The sequence below is a fragment of the Winogradskya consettensis genome (assembly GCF_018332715.1).
GTDB classification, from domain to species: Bacteria; Actinomycetota; Actinomycetes; order Mycobacteriales; family Micromonosporaceae; genus Actinoplanes; species Actinoplanes consettensis.
In genome coordinates, this window is record NZ_BOQP01000008.1 from 588375 (window position 1) to 606259 (window position 17885).

General features: G+C 69.9%; 14 protein-coding genes. 3 read left to right on the forward strand and 11 right to left on the reverse strand.

The window, feature by feature from the left end; translation table 11 throughout:
• Positions 1-15 precede the first annotated feature (15 nt).
• The 11 genes from Aco04nite_RS11335 to Aco04nite_RS11385 form a co-directional block, all read right to left on the reverse strand.
• The gene (locus Aco04nite_RS11335; protein ID WP_212997146.1) at positions 16-906 is read right to left on the reverse strand and encodes a carbohydrate ABC transporter permease; all 891 of its coding nucleotides are present in this window, start codon (positions 904-906) and stop codon (positions 16-18) included.
• Positions 903-1799, reverse strand: coding sequence for a carbohydrate ABC transporter permease (locus Aco04nite_RS11340; protein WP_212997147.1), 897 nt, complete (start codon positions 1797-1799; stop codon positions 903-905). The genes Aco04nite_RS11335 and Aco04nite_RS11340 overlap by 4 nt, the downstream gene beginning before the upstream one ends.
• Positions 1796-3103 (reverse strand): extracellular solute-binding protein, encoded by a 1308-nt coding sequence (locus tag Aco04nite_RS11345; protein WP_203835363.1) that lies wholly within the window; start codon positions 3101-3103, stop codon positions 1796-1798. The genes Aco04nite_RS11340 and Aco04nite_RS11345 overlap by 4 nt, the downstream gene beginning before the upstream one ends.
• Positions 3104-3265: 162 nt before the next feature.
• Positions 3266-4270, reverse strand: coding sequence for a LacI family DNA-binding transcriptional regulator (locus tag Aco04nite_RS11350; RefSeq protein WP_212997148.1), 1005 nt, complete (start codon positions 4268-4270; stop codon positions 3266-3268).
• 37 nt (positions 4271-4307) lie between these two features.
• Complete coding sequence (locus Aco04nite_RS11355) at positions 4308-7115, reverse strand: beta-galactosidase (protein WP_212997149.1); 2808 nt, start codon at positions 7113-7115, stop codon at positions 4308-4310.
• A gap of 1 nt (position 7116) precedes the next feature.
• Entirely contained in the window at positions 7117-10032 is a 2916-nt protein-coding gene (locus Aco04nite_RS11360) for a glycoside hydrolase family 3 protein (RefSeq protein ID WP_212997150.1), read from the reverse strand.
• Positions 10033-10250: 218 nt separating this feature from the next.
• On the reverse strand, positions 10251-11711 hold the full coding sequence (locus Aco04nite_RS11365; RefSeq protein ID WP_212997151.1) for a serine/threonine-protein kinase: 1461 nt from the start codon (positions 11709-11711) through the stop codon (positions 10251-10253).
• A 175-nt stretch (positions 11712-11886) separates the two neighbouring features.
• On the reverse strand, positions 11887-12876 hold the full coding sequence (locus Aco04nite_RS11370) for a suppressor of fused domain protein (protein WP_212997152.1): 990 nt from the start codon (positions 12874-12876) through the stop codon (positions 11887-11889).
• Between the two features lie 134 nt (positions 12877-13010).
• Entirely contained in the window at positions 13011-13652 is a 642-nt protein-coding gene (locus Aco04nite_RS11375; RefSeq protein WP_212997153.1) for a hypothetical protein, read from the reverse strand.
• Positions 13653-13728: 76 nt separating this feature from the next.
• On the reverse strand, positions 13729-14244 hold the full coding sequence (locus Aco04nite_RS11380; protein WP_212997154.1) for a hypothetical protein: 516 nt from the start codon (positions 14242-14244) through the stop codon (positions 13729-13731).
• 9 nt (positions 14245-14253) lie between these two features.
• Complete coding sequence (locus tag Aco04nite_RS11385; RefSeq protein ID WP_212997155.1) at positions 14254-15138, reverse strand: LysR family transcriptional regulator; 885 nt, start codon at positions 15136-15138, stop codon at positions 14254-14256.
• An 80-nt stretch (positions 15139-15218) separates the two neighbouring features.
• Between Aco04nite_RS11385 and Aco04nite_RS11390 the strand changes: the two genes are divergently transcribed.
• The 3 genes from Aco04nite_RS11390 to Aco04nite_RS11400 all read left to right on the forward strand — a co-directional run bounded on the left by Aco04nite_RS11390 (position 15219) and on the right by Aco04nite_RS11400 (position 17791).
• Positions 15219-16175 carry an NAD(P)-dependent oxidoreductase gene (locus tag Aco04nite_RS11390; RefSeq protein WP_212997156.1) on the forward strand — a complete coding sequence of 319 codons (957 nt, stop codon included), beginning with the start codon at positions 15219-15221 and terminating at the stop codon, positions 16173-16175.
• On the forward strand, positions 16172-16585 hold the full coding sequence (locus Aco04nite_RS11395; protein ID WP_212997157.1) for a RidA family protein: 414 nt from the start codon (positions 16172-16174) through the stop codon (positions 16583-16585). Before Aco04nite_RS11390 ends, Aco04nite_RS11395 begins: the two co-directional genes overlap by 4 nt.
• 75 nt (positions 16586-16660) lie before the next feature.
• Entirely contained in the window at positions 16661-17791 is a 1131-nt protein-coding gene (locus Aco04nite_RS11400) for an MFS transporter (protein ID WP_212997158.1), read from the forward strand.
• Positions 17792-17885: the final 94 nt, after the last annotated feature.

Below are 17885 nucleotides of genomic sequence, written 5' to 3' on the forward strand. Positions count from 1 at the left end.
CGAGGCGGGGGTCCTTTACTTGATGGCGCCGGCGGTGATGCCGCGGGTCAGCGTGCGCTGGAAGATCAGGAAGAACAGCAGGGCGGGCAGGATGCCGACCAGGGCGGACGCGCTCGTGGCGGTCGCGTCCATCAGCCGGTCGCCCTGCAGGACCCCGAGGGCCACGGGCACGGTCTGGTTCTCGTTGGAGACCAGGAAGATCAGGGGCAGGAAGAACTCGTTCCACGTCCAGATGAAGAAGAACGTGAACAGCACGGCGAGCGTGGGGCGGCTGACCGGGACGACGACACGCCACAGGGTGCGCCACCGGCCGGCGCCGTCGACCTCGGCGGCGTCGAGGAGCTCCCGGGGAAATTCCTCGTAGACCGAGGTGAGCAGGTAGGTGCCGAACGCGCTCTGGATCACCGTGAAGATGATGATGACCGAGATCGGGCTGTCGTAGAGGTGCAGCTCCTTGGAGATGTAGTAGAGCGGGTAGACCAGCACTTCCTGCGGCAACAGGTTCGCCACCAGGAAGAACACCAGGAACCAGATCCGGCCGCGGACCCGCCCGATGCCCAGCGCGTAGGCGTTGAGCACCGACAGCAGCACGCCGAGCACCGCGACCGACAGGCTAGTGACGAGGCTGTTGAGCAGCTTGCGGCTGAAGTCGATCCGGTTCCAGAAGTCGATGATGCCCTGGAAACTGATCGACTCGGGCAGCGCGAGGGGGCCGTTGCTCGCATAGTCGGACGGCGTCTTGAACGCGTTCACCATGATGACGAGCATCGGCGCCACGACGAGCAGCAACAGCGCCAGCAGCACGGCCAGCACGACCCACCGCCCGGGCCGGCGGTGCTTCTTCGCCTTGGAAACAACCGGATCGAGAGCAGGTCCAGCCGTCTTGACGTCAGAAAGAACGCTCATACCCGGCTCCGGTTCTGCAGGCGCAGGAAGATGATCGCCAGCACGATGATCATCACGGTGAGGACCGTGGAGATCGCCGAGCCATAGCCGACCTGGGCCTTTTCGAAGAAGTTCTTGTAGGCGAAGTACGAGGGGACGATGGTGGCGTTGCTCGGGCCGCCGCCGGTGAGGACGAAGACCTGGCCGAAGATCTTGAGGGCCGCGATCGTGGTGGTGACCAGGACGACGTAGAGCTCGGGGCGGATCATCTTCACGGTGATGTGCCGGAAGCGCTGCCACCAGCCGGCGCCGTCCAGGTCGGCGGCCTCGTAGAGCTCGGGGTCGACGCGCTGCAGGCCGGACATGAACATGACGATCGGGTAGCCGAACTGGAACCAGATCATCACGCCCATGACGCTGAACAGGGCATACTTCGGGTCACCGAGCCAGTCGCGGCTCAGCGAGCCGAGCCCGATCGTGTCCAAGATCTGGTTGAGCGCCCCGAAGCTGGGGTGCAGGATCCAGACCCAGATGATGCCGGTGACCGCGACCGGCAGCACCTGCGGCAGGTAGTAGCCCGAGCGGAACAGCTTGGCCCAGCGGTCGCCGAGGACCTTCGCGACATAGTCGAACAGGACCGCGGCGAGGACCAGGCCGACGAACGTCGGGATCACCGCCATCGCCACGATCAGCAGCAGGATGTGCCCGAAGGACGCCCAGAACAGGTCGTCGTGGAACAGCCGGGTGTAGTTGTCGAAGCCGATCCATGTCGGGTCGCCGACGCCGTTCCACTTGGTGAAGCTGACGCCGACGGTCATGACCAGCGGCACCACGATCACCGCGAGGGAGGCCAGCACCCCCGGGATCAGATACAGCCCGTAGCCGGAGTTCCGGCCTCCCTTGCGTACGCTCATTTTCCGAGATCTGCCAGATTCTCGTTGTACGGCTTGGCGACCTCGTCGAGGAACGCGGCCGGGGTCTTCGAGCCGTTGATCAGACCCTGGACGCCGGAGACCATGACGTCGTAGTAGCCGGGGGCCGGCCAGTCCGGGTAGAACGCGAGACCGTCAGCGGCCGACACCTTGTTGAAGTTGTCGATCAGTTCCTTGTTCTTCGGGTCGGTGATCGCCGCGGGGTCCGCCGCGACCGGGACGCCACCGTTGTTGCCGAGCAGGTTCTGCACCTCGGGCTGCATCGTGATGTCGATGAAGTCGTACGCGAGCTTCTTGGCCTTGCTCTTCTCCGGGACGACCCAGAGGTTGCCGCTGGAACCGGGGTGCAGGGTGTTGCCCGGGAACAGGAACGTGCCCCAGTCGAAGTTCTTGATCTCGTCGTTGAACCGGCCGTACCACCAGCTGCCGGAGTACAGGATCGGGAACTTGCCCTGCTCGAACGCGACGCCCATGTCCTCGGCCTTGATGCCGGCGGAGTTCTTGGCGATGTAGCCCTTGTTCACCCAGTCGGCGAACGTCTGCGCGCCATACGTGAGCTGCGGGCCGTGGAAGTCCACCTTGTTCTTGTAGAGCTGGTAGTCGTCCACGAAGGCCCGGTCGCCCTTGGAGAGCGCGAGCTCGTAGAAGATCTGCTGGGCGGGGTACTCGGCGCCGCCCACGGACAGCGGGGTGACCTTGTTCTTGACGAACGTGTCCATCGCGGCCGTGAACTCGGCGTACGTGGTCGGGACGGCGATGTTGTACTTCTTGAACAGGTCCTTGTTGTAGTAGACCATCACGTACTCGCCGTAGTTGGGCACGCCGTAGAACTTGCCGCTGCCCATGATGCCGTCTTCGTCGTACTTGGCGGTGGTCTGCAGGCTGGCGGAGAGCTTCTTGTCCCAGCCGCGCGACGTGGCCTCCTCGGTGAGGTCCGTGAGCAGCCCCTGCTTGGACAGCAGGCCGGCGGTCGCGTTGCCCTTGTTGTACTCGAGGATGTCGGGGGCGCTGTCCGAGTTGAGGATCATGCCGGCGTTCTGCTGGATCTGCTCGAAGCTCTTCTCCTCGAACTTCACCTCGACGCCGGGGTGGCTCGCCTTGAACAGGTCGATGGCCTTGTTCCAGGCGACGCCCATGGCGCTGTTGGGACCCTCGTAATGCCAGAGGGTCAGGGTTTTCGCGTCGGCGCCCTCATCGCCTGATCCGTCGCTTCCGCAGGCGGTCAGGGCGAGGCTGGCGGTAAGGAGCAGCGCACCGGCGGCGCTGAGAAATCGTGGTCTGAACATGCCGTGTCTCCCAGGGGGTGGCGTCCGGGGTCGTCGGAGCGCTTCGCGAAGTGATCGTCGAAGCGCTTCGACGATTAGGGCTGGGGCAGACGCTAGGTTTCACGTCCCGTCGATGTCAACAGTGTGACGAAGACATTTCTCAGCCCGAAATGAAAGGTTTCTTTACGACAGCGGGCCGCAGCTGTCCCGTTCGATGATCGTCGGAGGCAGCAGCCGCGTCCCCGGGGCCTTGCGACCCTCGAGCAGAGCCATCGCGGTCTCGACGGCGAGGGTGCCGACATCGTGCGCGGGGATGTCGGCGGAGGTGAGCTTCACGGGCAGCGACGTCGCGACGTCCCGCGGGCAGACCGCCACGATCGACAGGTCCCCCGGCACCGACCGGCCCCGGGCCCGCAGCTCGTCCAGCAGCGGGACCAGGGCATCCTCGTTGTGCACCACCAGCGCGGTGGTGCCCGGCAGTTCGGAGTCGATCCAGGCCAGGCAGTCGCGTACGCCGTCCGCGCCCGGCTCGCACGAATGCGCGACCGTCTCCAGGCCCAGCTCGGCCGACGCGTCCGTGAACCCGTCGAGGAAGCGCTGGGCGTACGTCGTGCCGCGCTCGTAGACCGACGGCGACGGCCCGACCAGCGCGACCCGGTGGTGCCCGTGCCCGGCGAGGTGCGCCAGGCATTCCCGGGCGGTGGCGGCGAAGTCGAGGTCGACGCAGGCGATCCCGGCGGGGTCGTCGGGCAGCCCGATCAGCACCGAGGGCTGTTTGAGCCGGCCGAGCGCCGGGATCCGCACGTCGTCGCCCTCGACGTCCATGACGATCAGCGCGTCGACCATCGTGGCCCCGGCGACGCGTTCGAGCCCGGCCGTGCCCTCGTCCTTGGTCAGCAGCAGCACGTCGTGGTGGTAGCGGCGGGCCGCGGTCACGACGGCGGTCACGAACTGCATGATGACCGGGACGTTGACGTCGGCCCGCAGCGGCACCACCAGGGCCAGGACGCTGGTCCGGCTGCTGGCCAGGGCCCGCGCCCCGGCGTGCGGGTGATAGCCGAGCTCGGCGATCGCGGCCCGCACCCGGGCGCTGGTCTCGGCGGAGATGGGCCGGCGGCCGCTGAGCACGTAGGAAACCGTGCTCATCGACACGCCGGCGGCGCGGGCGACGTCGCTGATCGTCGGCATCGTCCCTCCCCCGTAGCTCCAACCGTTCGACCGCATCCTAACGACCGGTCACCGGAGTCACGGTTACTCCGCCACGCTGCGTGCCCGCGGTCACCAGTTCCGGTGGGGCGATCGTCCCCGGCTGGTCGGCGACGACCGCGAGCGCGAGGGTGTTCGCGCCGTGTTCCAGCAGCACCCCGGCGGGGAGGACAAAATCGGTCTGCGGGCCGATACTGCCTCCGTAGTGCCCGAGGTTCCAGCCGTTGAGGAACAGCTGGATGCGCTGCCCGGCCGGTGGCGTGCCCGGGAACCGCAGCACGACCGAGGTGTCCTGCTTGCGGGGCAGGTCCAGCGTGAAGCCGGTCCGGAACCAGGTGACGCCCGGCTTGACCGCCGGGTTCGCCGCCGGCCAGTCGAGCCGGCCGGGCAGGGTCCAGCCGTGGCGCTCGCCGTAGAGGCCGCCGGTGTTGAGCGGGCCGCGGGCCGGGTCGACGAGGTCCTCGCCGCCCTGTGCGCCCTGGATCCGCCAGGTGACCGGCGTGTCGCCGACCGACGCCCGGATCAGGCCGCGGGGCTGGCGGAACCGGTTGTCGTCGACGGTCCAGTCGTCGTTGTTGCCCATGTTCTCCACGAGCACCGACACGACCGCCCTCGCGCCGGGTTTCAGCGCCCCGGCCGGGACGGCGAAGTGCCCGGGCCCGGGATCGGGGTTCTGCGGGGCCTCGGCGTCCGCCTCGACACCGCCGGCCGCCGAGCCGAGGAACCGGCCGTTGAGCCAGACGAGGTACGTGCCCCGGCGCCCCGTGATCGCGTTGGTGTCGATCGTGGTCTCGGTGCCGGTCGCGGTGAACCTGCCCCGGTACCAGACGGCGCCGCTGTGGAAGCCGTAGTCGTCGGACGCGAGCCCGGCGTCGGCGACCTTCCACGCCGAGTCGTCGAAGCCCGGCTGGGCCTCGTATCCCTCGGTGCGGCTCGTCCAGCCACGAAGCGCCGGCAGAGTGACCCTTTCCGGTCCGGGCAGGACGCCGACGACGGAGCCGGAGGACGTGGCGCGGCCCGACAGCGGGCGCCCGTTGACCACCACGCGGCCGAATTGTCCAAAAAGTTCCACCGGGGTAGCCTCAGTCGTGTCAGCCCGCAGGGAAAGCAGACCACGGGAGACCGAAGCCGATCGCAGCAACGAGGTGCCCCGGACCAGGACCGGACCGGCCGAGGTGTCGGCCCGCCAGAACGTCGCCGCGGTCGCGTCGGTGCCGATGAGCAGCAACGCCGGCCGCCGCCCGCCACCGGTGATCAGCACCCGGGCCAGCCCGCGGTGGGTGTATCCGAGCGTCAGGTTCCCGTTGTCGAACGTGGACGACACCGAGCCGTCCAGCACGGTGACGCGGGGCTTCGACGAGTAGCGCAGGGTGGTCGCCCCGGCCGTACCCTCCGTGCCGTAGAGAACGGCGACGTCACGGCCCGCGATCGCCTCGTGGGTCATGATCTCCGACGTGGACCACGCGAGCCGCTGCCCGCCGAGGTCGTACCCGGCGACCAGGACCTTGGCGTCGCGGCCGATGAGGCGTACGGGCACCGCGAACCGCCCGTCCGGCGTGGCCCAGTCGAGCGTGCCCGAGTCGTCGGTCAGCGCCGCCCGGTCGGTGTGCCGCAGCAGCACGAACTGCGTACCCGTGTCGGGATTGGTCCTTGTCTTCGCGAGCAGCGCCGGGTTGCTGGACGCCGGCCCGGCAACCGCATCGGTCTTCGTCAGCGGCGTGAGCGCCCGCAGGAAGTAGTTCTGCCGCTTGAACTCGTCGTACTTCGCGGTCAGCTGGCGCGCCTCGGTGATCGCCGCGCCGTAGTCGTAGGAGGTGTAGACGTCGTTGGGCTGCGCGAGCCAGCCCCAGTTGGTGCCGCCGAAGCCCATGTAGTAGTTGAAGGCCGTGGCACCGCTCTCGATCAGGTTGTTCTTGTGGAAGTACTTCATGTACGCGGGCCCGGTCAGCTCCCGGCACTTGTCGTAACCGGCGTCGTTCAGGTCGATCGCCCCGGACTGGTACTCCGCGGCGAAGCCGGGCGCGTCGGCGCGGATCCGCTCCGTGACACCTTCACCCCACGGCCCCCACACGGTGTCCGCGTTGGCACAGTCGAACGACTGCGGGTAGTCGTCGACGCCCGGGATCTGCACGGCGCCCTGCCCGGATCCCCACGTCGACGCCCAGTCCCCCGCGTCGCAGCAGACGTTCGTGGTGATCGGCACGGTGATGCCGTCCTCGCGCGCCTTGGTCTGCAGGTCCTCCATGTACTGCGCGTCGGTGTTCGCCTGGTACTCGTTCTCCACGTTGTAGAGCAGGACCGAGCCGGTGCCCCGGGTCACCTGGTGCCGGGCGATGATCGGGTTGATGTGGTTCAACCAGTCCCGGTAGGCACGGGTGTAGCCGGGCGCACTCGTGCGCGCCCGCCCCGGCACCCGCTTCAGCCAGGCGGGAAACCCACCCCCGGTGGTCTCGGCATTGATGTACGGCCCCGGCCTGGCGATCACATAAAGGCCAACTTCTTCGGCGGTACGCAGTAAGCGCTCGACATCGCGCACGCCGGTGAAGTCGTACACGCCGTCCTTGGGCGAGTGGTAGGCCCAGTTGAAGTAGATCGACACGGCGTTGAACCCCGCCGCCCGGTACTTCTCGAGCACGTCACGCCACAGGTCGGGGCTGGGCAGCCGGAAGTAGTGGAACTCCGCCGCCTGCAGCAGCACCCGCTTCCCGTCGAGCGTGATCGAGTAGTTGTCATAGCTGACCCGATGCTTGTCGCGGGCCTGGGCGGGGCTCGACAAGCCGGTCACGCCCAGGATCGCCACGAGCAGCACCGCGAAGAGTCTGCGCATGTCAGCGCCCCCGGAACTCGGCAAGGCGGACCCCCGCGCTGAGTACGAGGTAGACGTCGCCACGCGCGGCAGCGATCTTTGCGGACGTGCTGACGTACGTGTAGCGGTTGCCCGTGCTCGGCACCTGGACCGTCCCGAGCAGCTTGCCGGTCGCCGAGCCCTGCCGGATCTGGATCGTGCCGGTGCCCGCGGACTCCTTGGCGACCTTCGCGGTGAAGGTGGACCCGATCGTCGCGCGCTTGTAGGAGACCCAGTCGCCGTCGGTGTTCGCGCCGACGGCAGTGCCGCGGGCCTTGGACTCGTCGACGAGCGCCGCGCCGCTGTAGTCGTCGAACGCCTCCGCCCTGGTGGTGCGGGTCAGATCGCGGACGGGGATGGTCTCGCCGTTCACGTGCAGGGTGCCGCGGGCGCGGATGTCCGCCGAGGACGACCCGACGAGGATGTCGTGGGTGGCGTCCTCGACGACCCAGCGCTCGCGGGTGACGTCCCAGTGGGCGAGGTCGGCACGATCGAAGTGCAGGGTGACCGTACGTTTCTGTCCGGGCTGAAGGCTGACCCGGTCGAAGGCGCGCAGCTGCTGGAGGGGTTGCTTGTCCCGGGAGGTGCGCTGGTGGGTGTAGAGCTGCACGACCTCGTCGCCGGCCCGCTTGCCCGTGTTGGTCACCTCGACGGTGGCCGTGGTGCCGTTCACGCGCAGGTTCGAGTAGCGGAAATCGGTGTAGGAGAGGCCGAAGCCGAACGGGTAGAGCGGCTTGTCCTTGCTGTAGAGGTAAGTCTGCCCGGTCTTGATGATGTCGTACTGGTTGAGGTCGGCCGGGAGCGTCGAGTCGTCACGCGGCCACGTCTGGGTGAGCCGCCCGGCCGGGTTGACCGAGCCGAACAGCACGTCGGCGATCGCGTGCCCGGTCTCGGCACCGGCGTGGGTCGTCCAGACGATCGCCGGGACGTGTTCCTGCTCCCACGTGATCGAGTCCGGGTAGCTCGTCTGCAGCACGACGACGGTGTTCGGGTTCGCCTTCAGCACCGCGCGCACGAGCGCCTCCTGGCCCTCGCCGAGCGCCGTCGTGCTCCGGTCGTGCGCCTCGCGGCCGTTGATGAACGGCATGCTGCCGACCACGACCACCGCGGTGTCCGCCTTCTTCGCCGCCGCGACCGCCTGGTCGATGCCGCTGGACAGGATCTCCTTGGTGAAGTGCGCGGCGCCCGCGGCGTCCGGTGAGCCCAGCGTGAGCGCGCCGTCGGCGCCTACCGTCACGTAGGTGTTCGCGCCGAACCAGCTCTCCTGCGTCTCGTACCCCGCGTAGTGGATGACGAACGTGCCGTCGCTCTGCGCCTCGAGCTTGAACTGCTGCTGGACGTACCAGCCGTTGGGCTGCTCGTCGCGGGTGATGAACGGTCCCCAGTTGTAGCCGAGGTAGCGGCCGGTGCCGACGTTGCGCAGGGTGTTCACGCCCTGTCCCCAGTCGACGGCGTCGAACTGGGCGGCGGCGTCCGCGGTGGTGCCGGTGACCGAGACGGGTGTGGTGTCGGTGCTGCCCGTGGACGTCACGTAGCGGCCGGTCGCGACGTCCTTGAGCGCGATCCGGTCGGATGCCTCGCTGGTCGTGACGCTCTTCGCGCGCTCGCGGATCCCGTCGGCGGCGGTGACCTGGTAGGGCAGATGGGCGCCGTACCAGTCGCTGTAGAGCACGTCGCCGAGCGGGCCGACCACCGCGACGTCCTTGCCGGTCGCGAGCGGGAGTGCCTTGCGGTCGTTCTTGAGCAGGACCATGGCGTCGGCGGCAGTCTCGCGTGCCAGGGCCTGGTGGGCGGGGGCGTTGATGACGTCGGCGCCGATCCTCGCGTACGGTCCGCCGTCGGGGTCGAACTCCCCCAGCCGGAAGCGGATGCTCAGAGCGTGACCCGCCGCGGCGTCGATGTCCCTGGTGGTCAGCAGCCCCTGCGCGAGCGCCGCCTTGATCGACGTCACGGTCGGGGTGCCGTTGCCGTCGTCGATCGTGAAGCTGTCCAGACCCGCCTTGATCACGGCCGCGTTCGCCTCGGGCTGGGTCGCGTAGTACTTCTGCGAACCGGTCAGGTTGTACGGCGCGTACGCGTCGCTGACGTTGAACAGCGGCTGATCGCTCCACGACCGGACCAGGGTGCCCAGATCGGGGTCCACGGTGGCGGGACGGCCGTTGATCAGGTTGTAGGACGCCATCACACCGGTCGCGGCACCGGCCTCGAGGGCGGGCTTGAACGCCGCGCGGTCGTACTCGTTGAGCACCCGTTGCGGGACGTTCGACGACGTGACGTCGCGGCCCTTCTCGTTGTTGTAGGCGAGGTAGTGCTTCAGCGTCGGGGCGGTCTTCAGGTAGCGGGGGTCGTCACCCTCCAGGCCGTTGCCGTACGCCGTGGAGATCGCGCCCGTGAGCAGCGGGTCCTCGGAGTAGCCCTCCTCGTTGCGGCCCCAGCGCGGGTCGCGGAGCAGGTTGACGACCGGCGCCCAGAGGTTGAGCCCCCACACCCGGTCGTTCTGCGCGTGATAGCCGCGCGCCTCGTCGGCGACCACGTCCCCGACGCGTTCGAGCAGCGCGGGGTCCCAGGTGCTGGCGAGGCCGACCGGCTGCGGGAACGACGTGCCGTTCGCCGTGACCACCGCGCCGTTGTTGTCGATGTCGTTCGACCACGCGACGCCGTGCAGCGCCTCGGTGCCGGCCTTGAACAGCTTGATGCCGAGCCGGGGGATGGCCGGCTGGTACTGGTGCAGCAGCGAGATCTTCTCGTCGAGGGTCAGCCGGCCGACCAGGTCGGCGGTGCGTCTTTCCATGCTGAGCCGCGGATTCTGGAACGGATAGGCCGGGGCGGCCAATGCCTGCCCCGGGACGAACGGCAATGCCAGCAGGGCGGTGGCGAGAACGGCCAGGGTTTTTCGCATGATCTTTTCCTTCGCCAGGACATGCGGAATCACCCTTTCCCCGTGAATTATCGGGAAAGGGTGTGAACAGTAAGACCAGGTGAGATGCCGTCGAAGCGCTTCGACAAGCGGACGGGTAACAGGGCTCGGTAATGACGGTGGATGGTTGCCAACCATAGATGCCCTGCAATACCCCTGGCAATGGTTACCGGTACATCACCGAAATCTCCCGGTAATCATTACCAGTCGAAAGGGACACCCTCGGTCCGCCCGCCGCTGCCCCCGGAAATGATCTTCGCTCCGGTGTAATGCCAGGACAGCGTCACGACGTAGCGGCCACCGTGCGGCACGTCGAGTGTCGCCGGGCCGCAGTCCCTGCGCGGGTCGAGGCCGGTGAACGTCAGGTCCTCGCACGTGTGCGGGCCGGCCACCACCGCGCCGCCGACCACTGCCTCCCGGACGCTCAGTTCCACATCGGCGCGTACGCCGGGCGGGGCGGCAAGGTGCCCGGCAACCCGCACGACCACGCCGAGCGCGTGACACGGCTGGGCGATGAGCGGATGGCCCGGCTCCCCGCTCGTGAACCTGTCCCCGCACTGCCAGGCGGCGCTGGTCTGCGTACCCTTGCCGGCCGCGGCGGCGTCCCTCCTGCTCGGAGCACGGGAGCCGATGACACCCGCGGTGAGCAGGCCGCAGGTCAGCACGAGCACCAGGAAGCCGCGGCGGCCCCACGCCCAGTCGTGCGGGCGGTTCTGCGGGCGGCGCTTGGCCTGGTCCTTCGGATCCACGGGCCGGGCCGATTCGCGCTTGCCCGGGGCGGGCATCGCGGGCACACCCTCCATCTCGCGGGTCAGGCGCACGAGACTGTCGCGCAGCGCGGTCGCCTCGGGTCGGCGCGACGGATCCTTGTCCAGGCAGCGGGCGATCACCGCCCAGACGGCGTCGGCCATCCCCACCGGGCGCCGCGGCCGCTCGTCGAGGTGGCCGCGCAGCACGGCGAACGGCTCCCCCGCGTACGGGGTGCGACCCGAGACCAGTTCGAACAGGACGATGCCGAGGGCGTACACGTCGGCGGCCGGGGCGGCCTCACCGCCGCTGATCGCCTCCGGGGCCATGTAGTGCGGGGTGCCGACCACCGCGTGCGAGCTGGTCACGCCGGGGCTGTCCAGCACCCGGGCGATCCCGAAATCGGTCAGCCGCACATCCTCGCGGTCCCCTTCGGTCTGCAGCAGGATGTTGTCCGGCTTGACGTCGCGGTGCACCACCCCCAGCCCGTGCGCCACGGCGAGCGCCGCCGCGACCTGGGCCAGCAGCCGCGCCGCCTCGGCCGGCTCCAGGGTGCCCTCGCGCCGCAGCCGCTCCCGCAGGCTCCCCCCGGCGACGAAGTCCATGGCCAGGCCCAACGACTCCCCCACACTGAACAGGTCCCGCACCCCCACCACGTGCTCATGACGCACCATCTTCAGGATGGAGCGTTCCTGCACGAACCGGCTGACCAGCTTCGGCTGCCGCAGCAACCCCTCGTGCAGCAGCTTCACCGCGACCTGATCACCGGTCGCGCTCTCCAGCCCCCGCCACACGGTGCCGGTGGCGCCCCGCCCGACCGGGCAGATCAGCACGTACGAGCTGCCGACACGCCGGCCACTGAGATCCGCCGCGGCGGTCCCGTCGTCGTCGTCCGGCTCTGGGGTGGGCGGCACGTGGGTGTCGGATCCTCTCGCTCACCGGAACTTCGCTTGCAGGGTGTCACGATGGTCGCCCCGGCACGGCGGACGAGCAATGGGCGTACGCCTGAATATCCGCGAAGCGCAAGCCTGTCCACCCACCCGTCACCCCGCCCCGGACCCTTCGTTGGGCAGGGTTGGCGGCCCCGCCCTACTCCACCACCTCGACGATCAGCCCGCTCGTCCCCGCCAGCGCCCGGCTCCCCGCCACCAGCACACTGGGCAACGCGAGCACCGCCGCCGCGGGCAGATCCACGTCGAGCCCACCGTCGACGGTCCGCTGCACATCGAACGCCTCGGCACCACGCAGCAGCACCCGGACACCGTCACCATCGATGATCAGATCGCGCCCGTGATGCAGCCGGTCACGCACCGCCTGAGCCACCGCGCCGGCCGTGACGGCCTCGAAGGTCAACCGGACCATGTCCCCCTCATCGGACCACCCGAACCCGGCCACCAGCAACAGCCCGGTCGACGAGCCGTCCCTCGCCCGCCCGGCACCGATCGCGTCCCGCACCGCCGGGTCGTCCGTGATCGGCGCCCGATCAAGATCGGTGACCAGCAGCGGCTGCCGCTCGGCGAGCAGATCCAGCACCCCGGTGGTGTCCCACTGCCGGGCCGCGGCGTACTCCTCGCCGGTCAGGCCCACCACCTGCAGGAACTGCACCCGCCCCCGCGGGGTGTCGATCGTCCGCAGCTCCGGGTCCTCGGCGAACGCCAGCGCCGTCAGGGCCGTCGGGTACTCCTGCCGGATCGGCCCGTTGGCGTCGATGTGATGGCCCGGCTCGAACCAGTTGCCGCTGGACTCCACGTATCTTGCGAGGTTCTGCAGCAGGTTCGCAGCCCAGACGGGCGGCTCGGTGTCGTCGGCCGCGCGGCTCACCCGGAAGGTGAACTCGAACCCCCACCCGGAGATGTCGCAGTCCCCAGCGTCTGTCGAGTACAACTCACTCATCCCGTAGCCGACGATGTGCCAGTGGGGAACCGGCTCGTCCCGCGGGTAAAAGCTCACGCCGTCGAGGGGGTCCGGACCGCCCAGCGCAAACCGGTGCAACGTCCCGAAATGCTTCGGCGCGACCCCGGGATAGAACTCGTCGAGCCGGGCATCGATGGCGTCCCACCCGGGCGCATCAGAAGTCATCGCAAGATCAAAACATGCGCGGTGCCTCCTGTCCGCGCGGACGGACGTCCGCGGCGGGGATCGCGCCGGATCCGCTCGGCGGCCACCGCGATCCCGGCCACGAGCATGGCGCCCGCCCACGCGACGAGCAGGCTTCACCGATCGCGAGGCTGCTGGTCGGCCCACACCGCCTTCAGGCCGTCATCAGTGGCATAGAACAGATGCTGCTGCAGCTCGGAGACGGACGTCAGGGCATGCCGAAGCTGGTACGGACGAGCTGATCCCGCCGCCAGGAACGGTTGGGTGGCGAGCATGCCCTTGAGATCCGCGACCCGCCAATCCGCGCCCAGCAGCTTCCTCGCGCGCAGCAGCAGCGCGACTGCACCAACCGGCATCCGGTCTATGTAGACGTCAGCGATCAGCGGCATGTCCGGCTCCGGATCGGGCGGCAGGGTGAAACCGGCACGCAGCCACACCTCGAACGCAGGAGCAACGACTTCGGGGTCAACCGAGCCCAGCGCACCCAGATCGGCCGAGAACACCGGCCCGCCGTCGCTGTCGCCACCTCCACCGCCGTCGCACCTCAGGAAGAATCCCCGATCGCCTTCCTGGGCGATCATGAGGTAGCCGGGGAGCCACTCGCCGACCTCGTAGGTCGTGTTGCGCTCGAGCACGGATTCCCAGCAGAAAACGGACAGTCCCGTGGTGTCGGCGGCGACATCGCCGGAGACTCCCGCCAGCCACCGCTGATAGGCGACGTCCGTCCGGGAAACCAGCTGCTCGACCATCTCCCCCACCGGTCCCCTCCTGTCGTCACCACCGACTGTGGCACGCCGTCGTACGACACCGTGCAGCAGCTGGCCGGATAGCGGGTCAGGGGGCCAGTCCGGGGAAGCTGCCGAACGGGCCGATGCGTCCCACCACCGGGGTCAGCGTCAGCTCCCCCGCGGGGATCGTCGCGAGATCCGGCAGGTGGGGCGTGCCCGACACCATGCCGAGGGTGATGTGCGGGCGGAAGTCCGGGCCGACGTTGCCGAGCGGCGGGCCGGCAGGCAGGGCCAGGGCGCTGCTGTGCAGGGCGTCGAGGTCGGGCCGGCGGACGATCTCCAGACCAAAATAGCTGCCACCGGTGGGCACGTAGTAGTCGCCCGCCGGGACCGCGGCGAACAGCAGGCCGATGATCTTCACCGTCAGCGGGCCGGGGTGGGCGTGGAGCCAGGCGTCGAGCGGCGCGCGGTCCTCGGTGTCGATGTGCAGGACCGAGACGTGCGGCGGGGCCTTCGGGCCGGCCAGGTTGAGCGGGCCCGCGGCGGCGCCGATCGTCGTGGCGAGGGCGGTGAGGGTCGCGCTGGTCGCTGGGTCGGGGAGCAGGACGATTCCGTACGGCATGGTGGCTCCTCAGCGGGCGAGTTGCTGGGCTGTTTCGGACAGATGGTCCAGCACGGCGGCTACGGGCGGGGATGGTGTTCTCGTCGTGGCGGCGTACACCCGGCGTACTGATGCATCATCGCGGTGGATCCGCAGCAGTGAGATGTCGCCGGGGCGGGCGCGCAGCGCCAGGGCCGGGACCAGAGCGACCCCCAGGCCGGCGGCGACGCACCCGAGCTTGCCCGTCCATTCCGCGGCGACGATGCCGGTCCGGGGCCGGAACCCCGCCGGTAGGGTCGCGCGCAGCAGTTCGTCCTCCGCCGTGGCCGAGCCGGCGATGAAGGCCTCGTCGCTCAGCTCCGCGAGCCGCACGGACTTGCGCCCGGCCAGGCGATGCCCGGCCGGAACCGCCACCAGGAGTTCCTCGTCGAGCAGGTGCCGCAGGGTCAGGCGGGCGGCGGCCGGCGGCGGCCCGCTGATCACCACGACATCGGCCTCGCCCGACTGCAACCGCTCCAGCAGCGCAGGTGTCCGGCCTTCGATCAACTGCACCTCAATCTTCGGGTACGCCCGGAGCAGAGCCGCCAGAGCCCGGGGCACGAGCGCCGCCACCGCCGTGGGAAACGCCCCGACCCGCACCCGCCCACCGCCCAGCCCCCGCAACGCGGCGAGATCGGCCCGCGCGGTCGCCAGCCGGTCCAGCACGGCACTCGCATGCGGCAGCAGACTGTTTCCCGCATCGGTCAGCACCACCCCGCGCGCCACCCGCTCGAACAACCGCTCCCCGACCTCCCCCTCCAGCACCGCGATCTGCCGCGACACCGCCGACTGCGTGAACCCGAGCGCCCGCGCAGCCGCGGTGATCGACCCCGTCCGAGCCACGGTCCGGAACACATCCAACGAATCGGTCTGCACGGTACGCATGCTAGTCACGCATGTCGTCCATGCAGAACATTCGCTGGTGGCATGGCAGCCGCGCTCGATACCGTCGCCGCATGATCTCGGTAGCCGTACTCGGCGCGGGCCGGATGGGCACCGCCATCACCCGCCGTCTCACCACCCGCGGCCACAACGTGACGGTGTGGAACAGATCGGGGGTCCACACCGCCACGTCCCCGGCCGACGCGGTCCGCGACGCCCAGGTGGTCATCGTGATGGTGACGGACGCGGCCGCCGTCGACGAGGTCCTGACCCGCGCCGCCCCGGCCCTGCAACCGGGCAGCGTGGTGCTGCAGATGTCCACCATCTCCCCGGACGAGGTGCGCGCACTGGCCGCCCGGTGCCCGGTTCCGCTGCTGGACGCCCCGGTCAAGGGCAGCGTCCCCGCCGCCGAGTCAGGCTCGCTCACCATCCTGCTCGGCGCAGGGGGCTCTGGCTCGAGCGGCTTGGGCTCGAGCGGCTTGGGCTCGAGCGGCTTGGGCGAGGGCGTAGACGGGCCCTCCGCAGGCGGTGAGGGGCGGGTCGGTAGTGGTGGGGCCGAGGAGTGGGGGGCGGTTACGGCAGTGCTGGCTGAGCTCGGGGAGGTTCGGCGATGTGGCGGGGTGGGGGCAGGGTCGGCTGTGAAGCTTGTGCTCAACGCCGCGCTGGTGACCGGGATCGCGGCCCTCGCCGACGTCATGGCGCTCGCGGCAGCCGTGGGGGTCGACCGGGAAACGGCCTGGGACGTCGTGGGCTCCAGCGCCCTCGCCGCAGCGGTCCCCCGAGCCCTGGCAACCGGGGCCGACTTCCCCCTGGCCCTCGCCGCCAAGGACACCGGCCTCGCCCTCACCGAACTCCCCTCCGCCCCGCTCCTGGCCGCCACCGCGCACGTCCTGCGCGCAACCCGGAACCCCACAGCCGACATCGCAACCCTCATCACCCCGGACAGAGCCACCAGCCACGCCACCACCGCAACCACGATCGCCGCGAACAGCGCAGCGATTACCGCCGGCGACATCGAGGAGACCGAATGAAGACCATGTTGGACAATCCGCACGGCGTGGCTGCGCCGTTCGGGGACCGCTTCGCGCACGTGGCCCGGGTCGACCTGACCGGCGGCGGGGCGCTGCTGATGCTCTCCGGCCAGGTGGCCGTCGACGACGCCGGCGCGGTGGTCGCCCCCGGGGACGCGGGCCGCCAAGCGGAGCAGATCTTCGATCTCATCGGCCGGCTGCTCGCTGCGCACGGTGCTGACCTGCACGGCGTACTGCACATCCGGACGTTCATGACGAGCCTCGACGACCTGGCCGCGTACGCCAAGGTCCGGAATGAGGTTTTCACCTCGACGCCCCCGCCTGCCAGCACCACCGTCGAGGTCGGGCGGCTCTTCCTGCCCGGGGCGGTGCTCGAAGTGGAGGTGACCGCGGCGGTGGCGGCGCCCTAAGCTGGCGGGTGGAAACGGGTTCGGCACGCGACCGGTGGCGGGGAGGCGCGTCACTTCGCGCTGCGTGGAGACGCCATGTCCTACCGTGCCCTGCTGCACGAGACCCGCCCGTCGCTGCTGCTGTTCGGCTTCCTTGCCCGGCTGCCGTACGCGATGTCCTCCCTGACGACCCTGATGCTGTTGCAGTCCGCGACCGGCAGTTACGGCTTCGCGGGCGCCGCCGCCGGGGCGCAGAGCCTGGCGACCGGCGCTGGTGGCCTGGTCGTCGGCCGCCTCACCGAGCGGGCAGGCTTGCGCCGCATCGGTGCCCTGACCGCAGTGGCCAACGCGGCAGCCCTGACCGCGCTGGTTGCCGCCACGCACATCGGCCGGCCCGCGATGGCCGGCGCGGCGATCGCCACCGGGCTGGCCCAGGCCCAGGTCGGCGCGCTGATCCGGGCACACTGGTCGCAGCTGGCCCGCTCCCGGCCCGGCCTGCTGACAACCGCGCTGTCCTACGAGGCCGCCGTCGACGAGACGAGCTTCATCGCCGGCCCGGCAATCGTCGGGCTCCTCGCCGCGGTCACCACACCGCTGCCGGCCCTCGCCGGTGCGGCGGTGCTGCTGCTCGCGGGTCTTCCGCTCGCCCGCCGCTACGCCGATCCCGAGCCCGGCCCGGACCGCCGCACGACGCTTCCCCCGCTGCCCGTGACGCCGCTCGCGACGCTGGTGGTCGCCATGGCGTTGCTGGGGGCGATCTTCGGGGTGCTGCAGGTGGCCGTCACGGCGTACGCCGGAGATCCTGGCTCTGCCGGTCTGCTCTACGCCGGTCTCGGCGCCGGGAGCGCGCTGGCCGGCCTGGCCTGCGGCTGGTTGCCCGCCCGCTTCGGCGCAGTGGCCCGCTACCGCACGTTCGCAGCCGGCCTGCTGGCCGGCATGGCCTTGATCGCGTTCGGCGAAACCATGCTCCCGGTCGCCATCGTGCTCGCCGGTGCGACGATCGCGCCCTACATGATCAGCGTCTACACGCTCGCCGAACGCGCCTCCGCCGGCCGGGTCGCCGTCGCCCTGACCATCGTCGGCGCGGGCGGCCCAGTCGGCACCGCCACAGGCCAGGCCGCCGCAGGCCTGCTCATCGACTCCCACGGCCCCCACGCCGCATTCCTGCTCACCCCCGCCCTGGCCGCAGCGGCCCTGCTGGTCGCTCACTCACCCCGGTCGAGCTGATTCTCCGGTACGCCCGCAGCCCGCCCGTACTCCACAGCAGCCGCCCGCCCTTCTTCGTCCCCCACGGCATACCGGAACACCCGCCCGGCAAAGA

Excerpts from the sequence above, each read along its gene's own strand:
- Aco04nite_RS11335 (WP_212997146.1), bottom strand. The coding sequence starts at position 906 with ATGAGCGTTCTTTCTGACGTCAAGACGGCTGGACCTGCTCTCGATCCG.
- Aco04nite_RS11340 (WP_212997147.1), bottom strand. The coding sequence starts at position 1,799 with ATGAGCGTACGCAAGGGAGGCCGGAACTCCGGCTACGGGCTGTATCTG.
- Aco04nite_RS11345 (WP_203835363.1), bottom strand. The coding sequence starts at position 3,103 with ATGTTCAGACCACGATTTCTCAGCGCCGCCGGTGCGCTGCTCCTTACC.
- Aco04nite_RS11350 (WP_212997148.1), bottom strand. The coding sequence starts at position 4,270 with ATGCCGACGATCAGCGACGTCGCCCGCGCCGCCGGCGTGTCGATGAGC.
- Aco04nite_RS11355 (WP_212997149.1), bottom strand. The coding sequence starts at position 7,115 with ATGCGCAGACTCTTCGCGGTGCTGCTCGTGGCGATCCTGGGCGTGACC.
- Aco04nite_RS11360 (WP_212997150.1), bottom strand. The coding sequence starts at position 10,032 with ATGCGAAAAACCCTGGCCGTTCTCGCCACCGCCCTGCTGGCATTGCCG.
- Aco04nite_RS11370 (WP_212997152.1), bottom strand. The coding sequence starts at position 12,876 with ATGACTTCTGATGCGCCCGGGTGGGACGCCATCGATGCCCGGCTCGAC.
- Aco04nite_RS11380 (WP_212997154.1), bottom strand. The coding sequence starts at position 14,244 with ATGCCGTACGGAATCGTCCTGCTCCCCGACCCAGCGACCAGCGCGACC.
- Aco04nite_RS11390 (WP_212997156.1), top strand. The coding sequence starts at position 15,219 with ATGATCTCGGTAGCCGTACTCGGCGCGGGCCGGATGGGCACCGCCATC.
- Aco04nite_RS11395 (WP_212997157.1), top strand. The coding sequence starts at position 16,172 with ATGAAGACCATGTTGGACAATCCGCACGGCGTGGCTGCGCCGTTCGGG.
- Aco04nite_RS11400 (WP_212997158.1), top strand. The coding sequence starts at position 16,661 with ATGTCCTACCGTGCCCTGCTGCACGAGACCCGCCCGTCGCTGCTGCTG.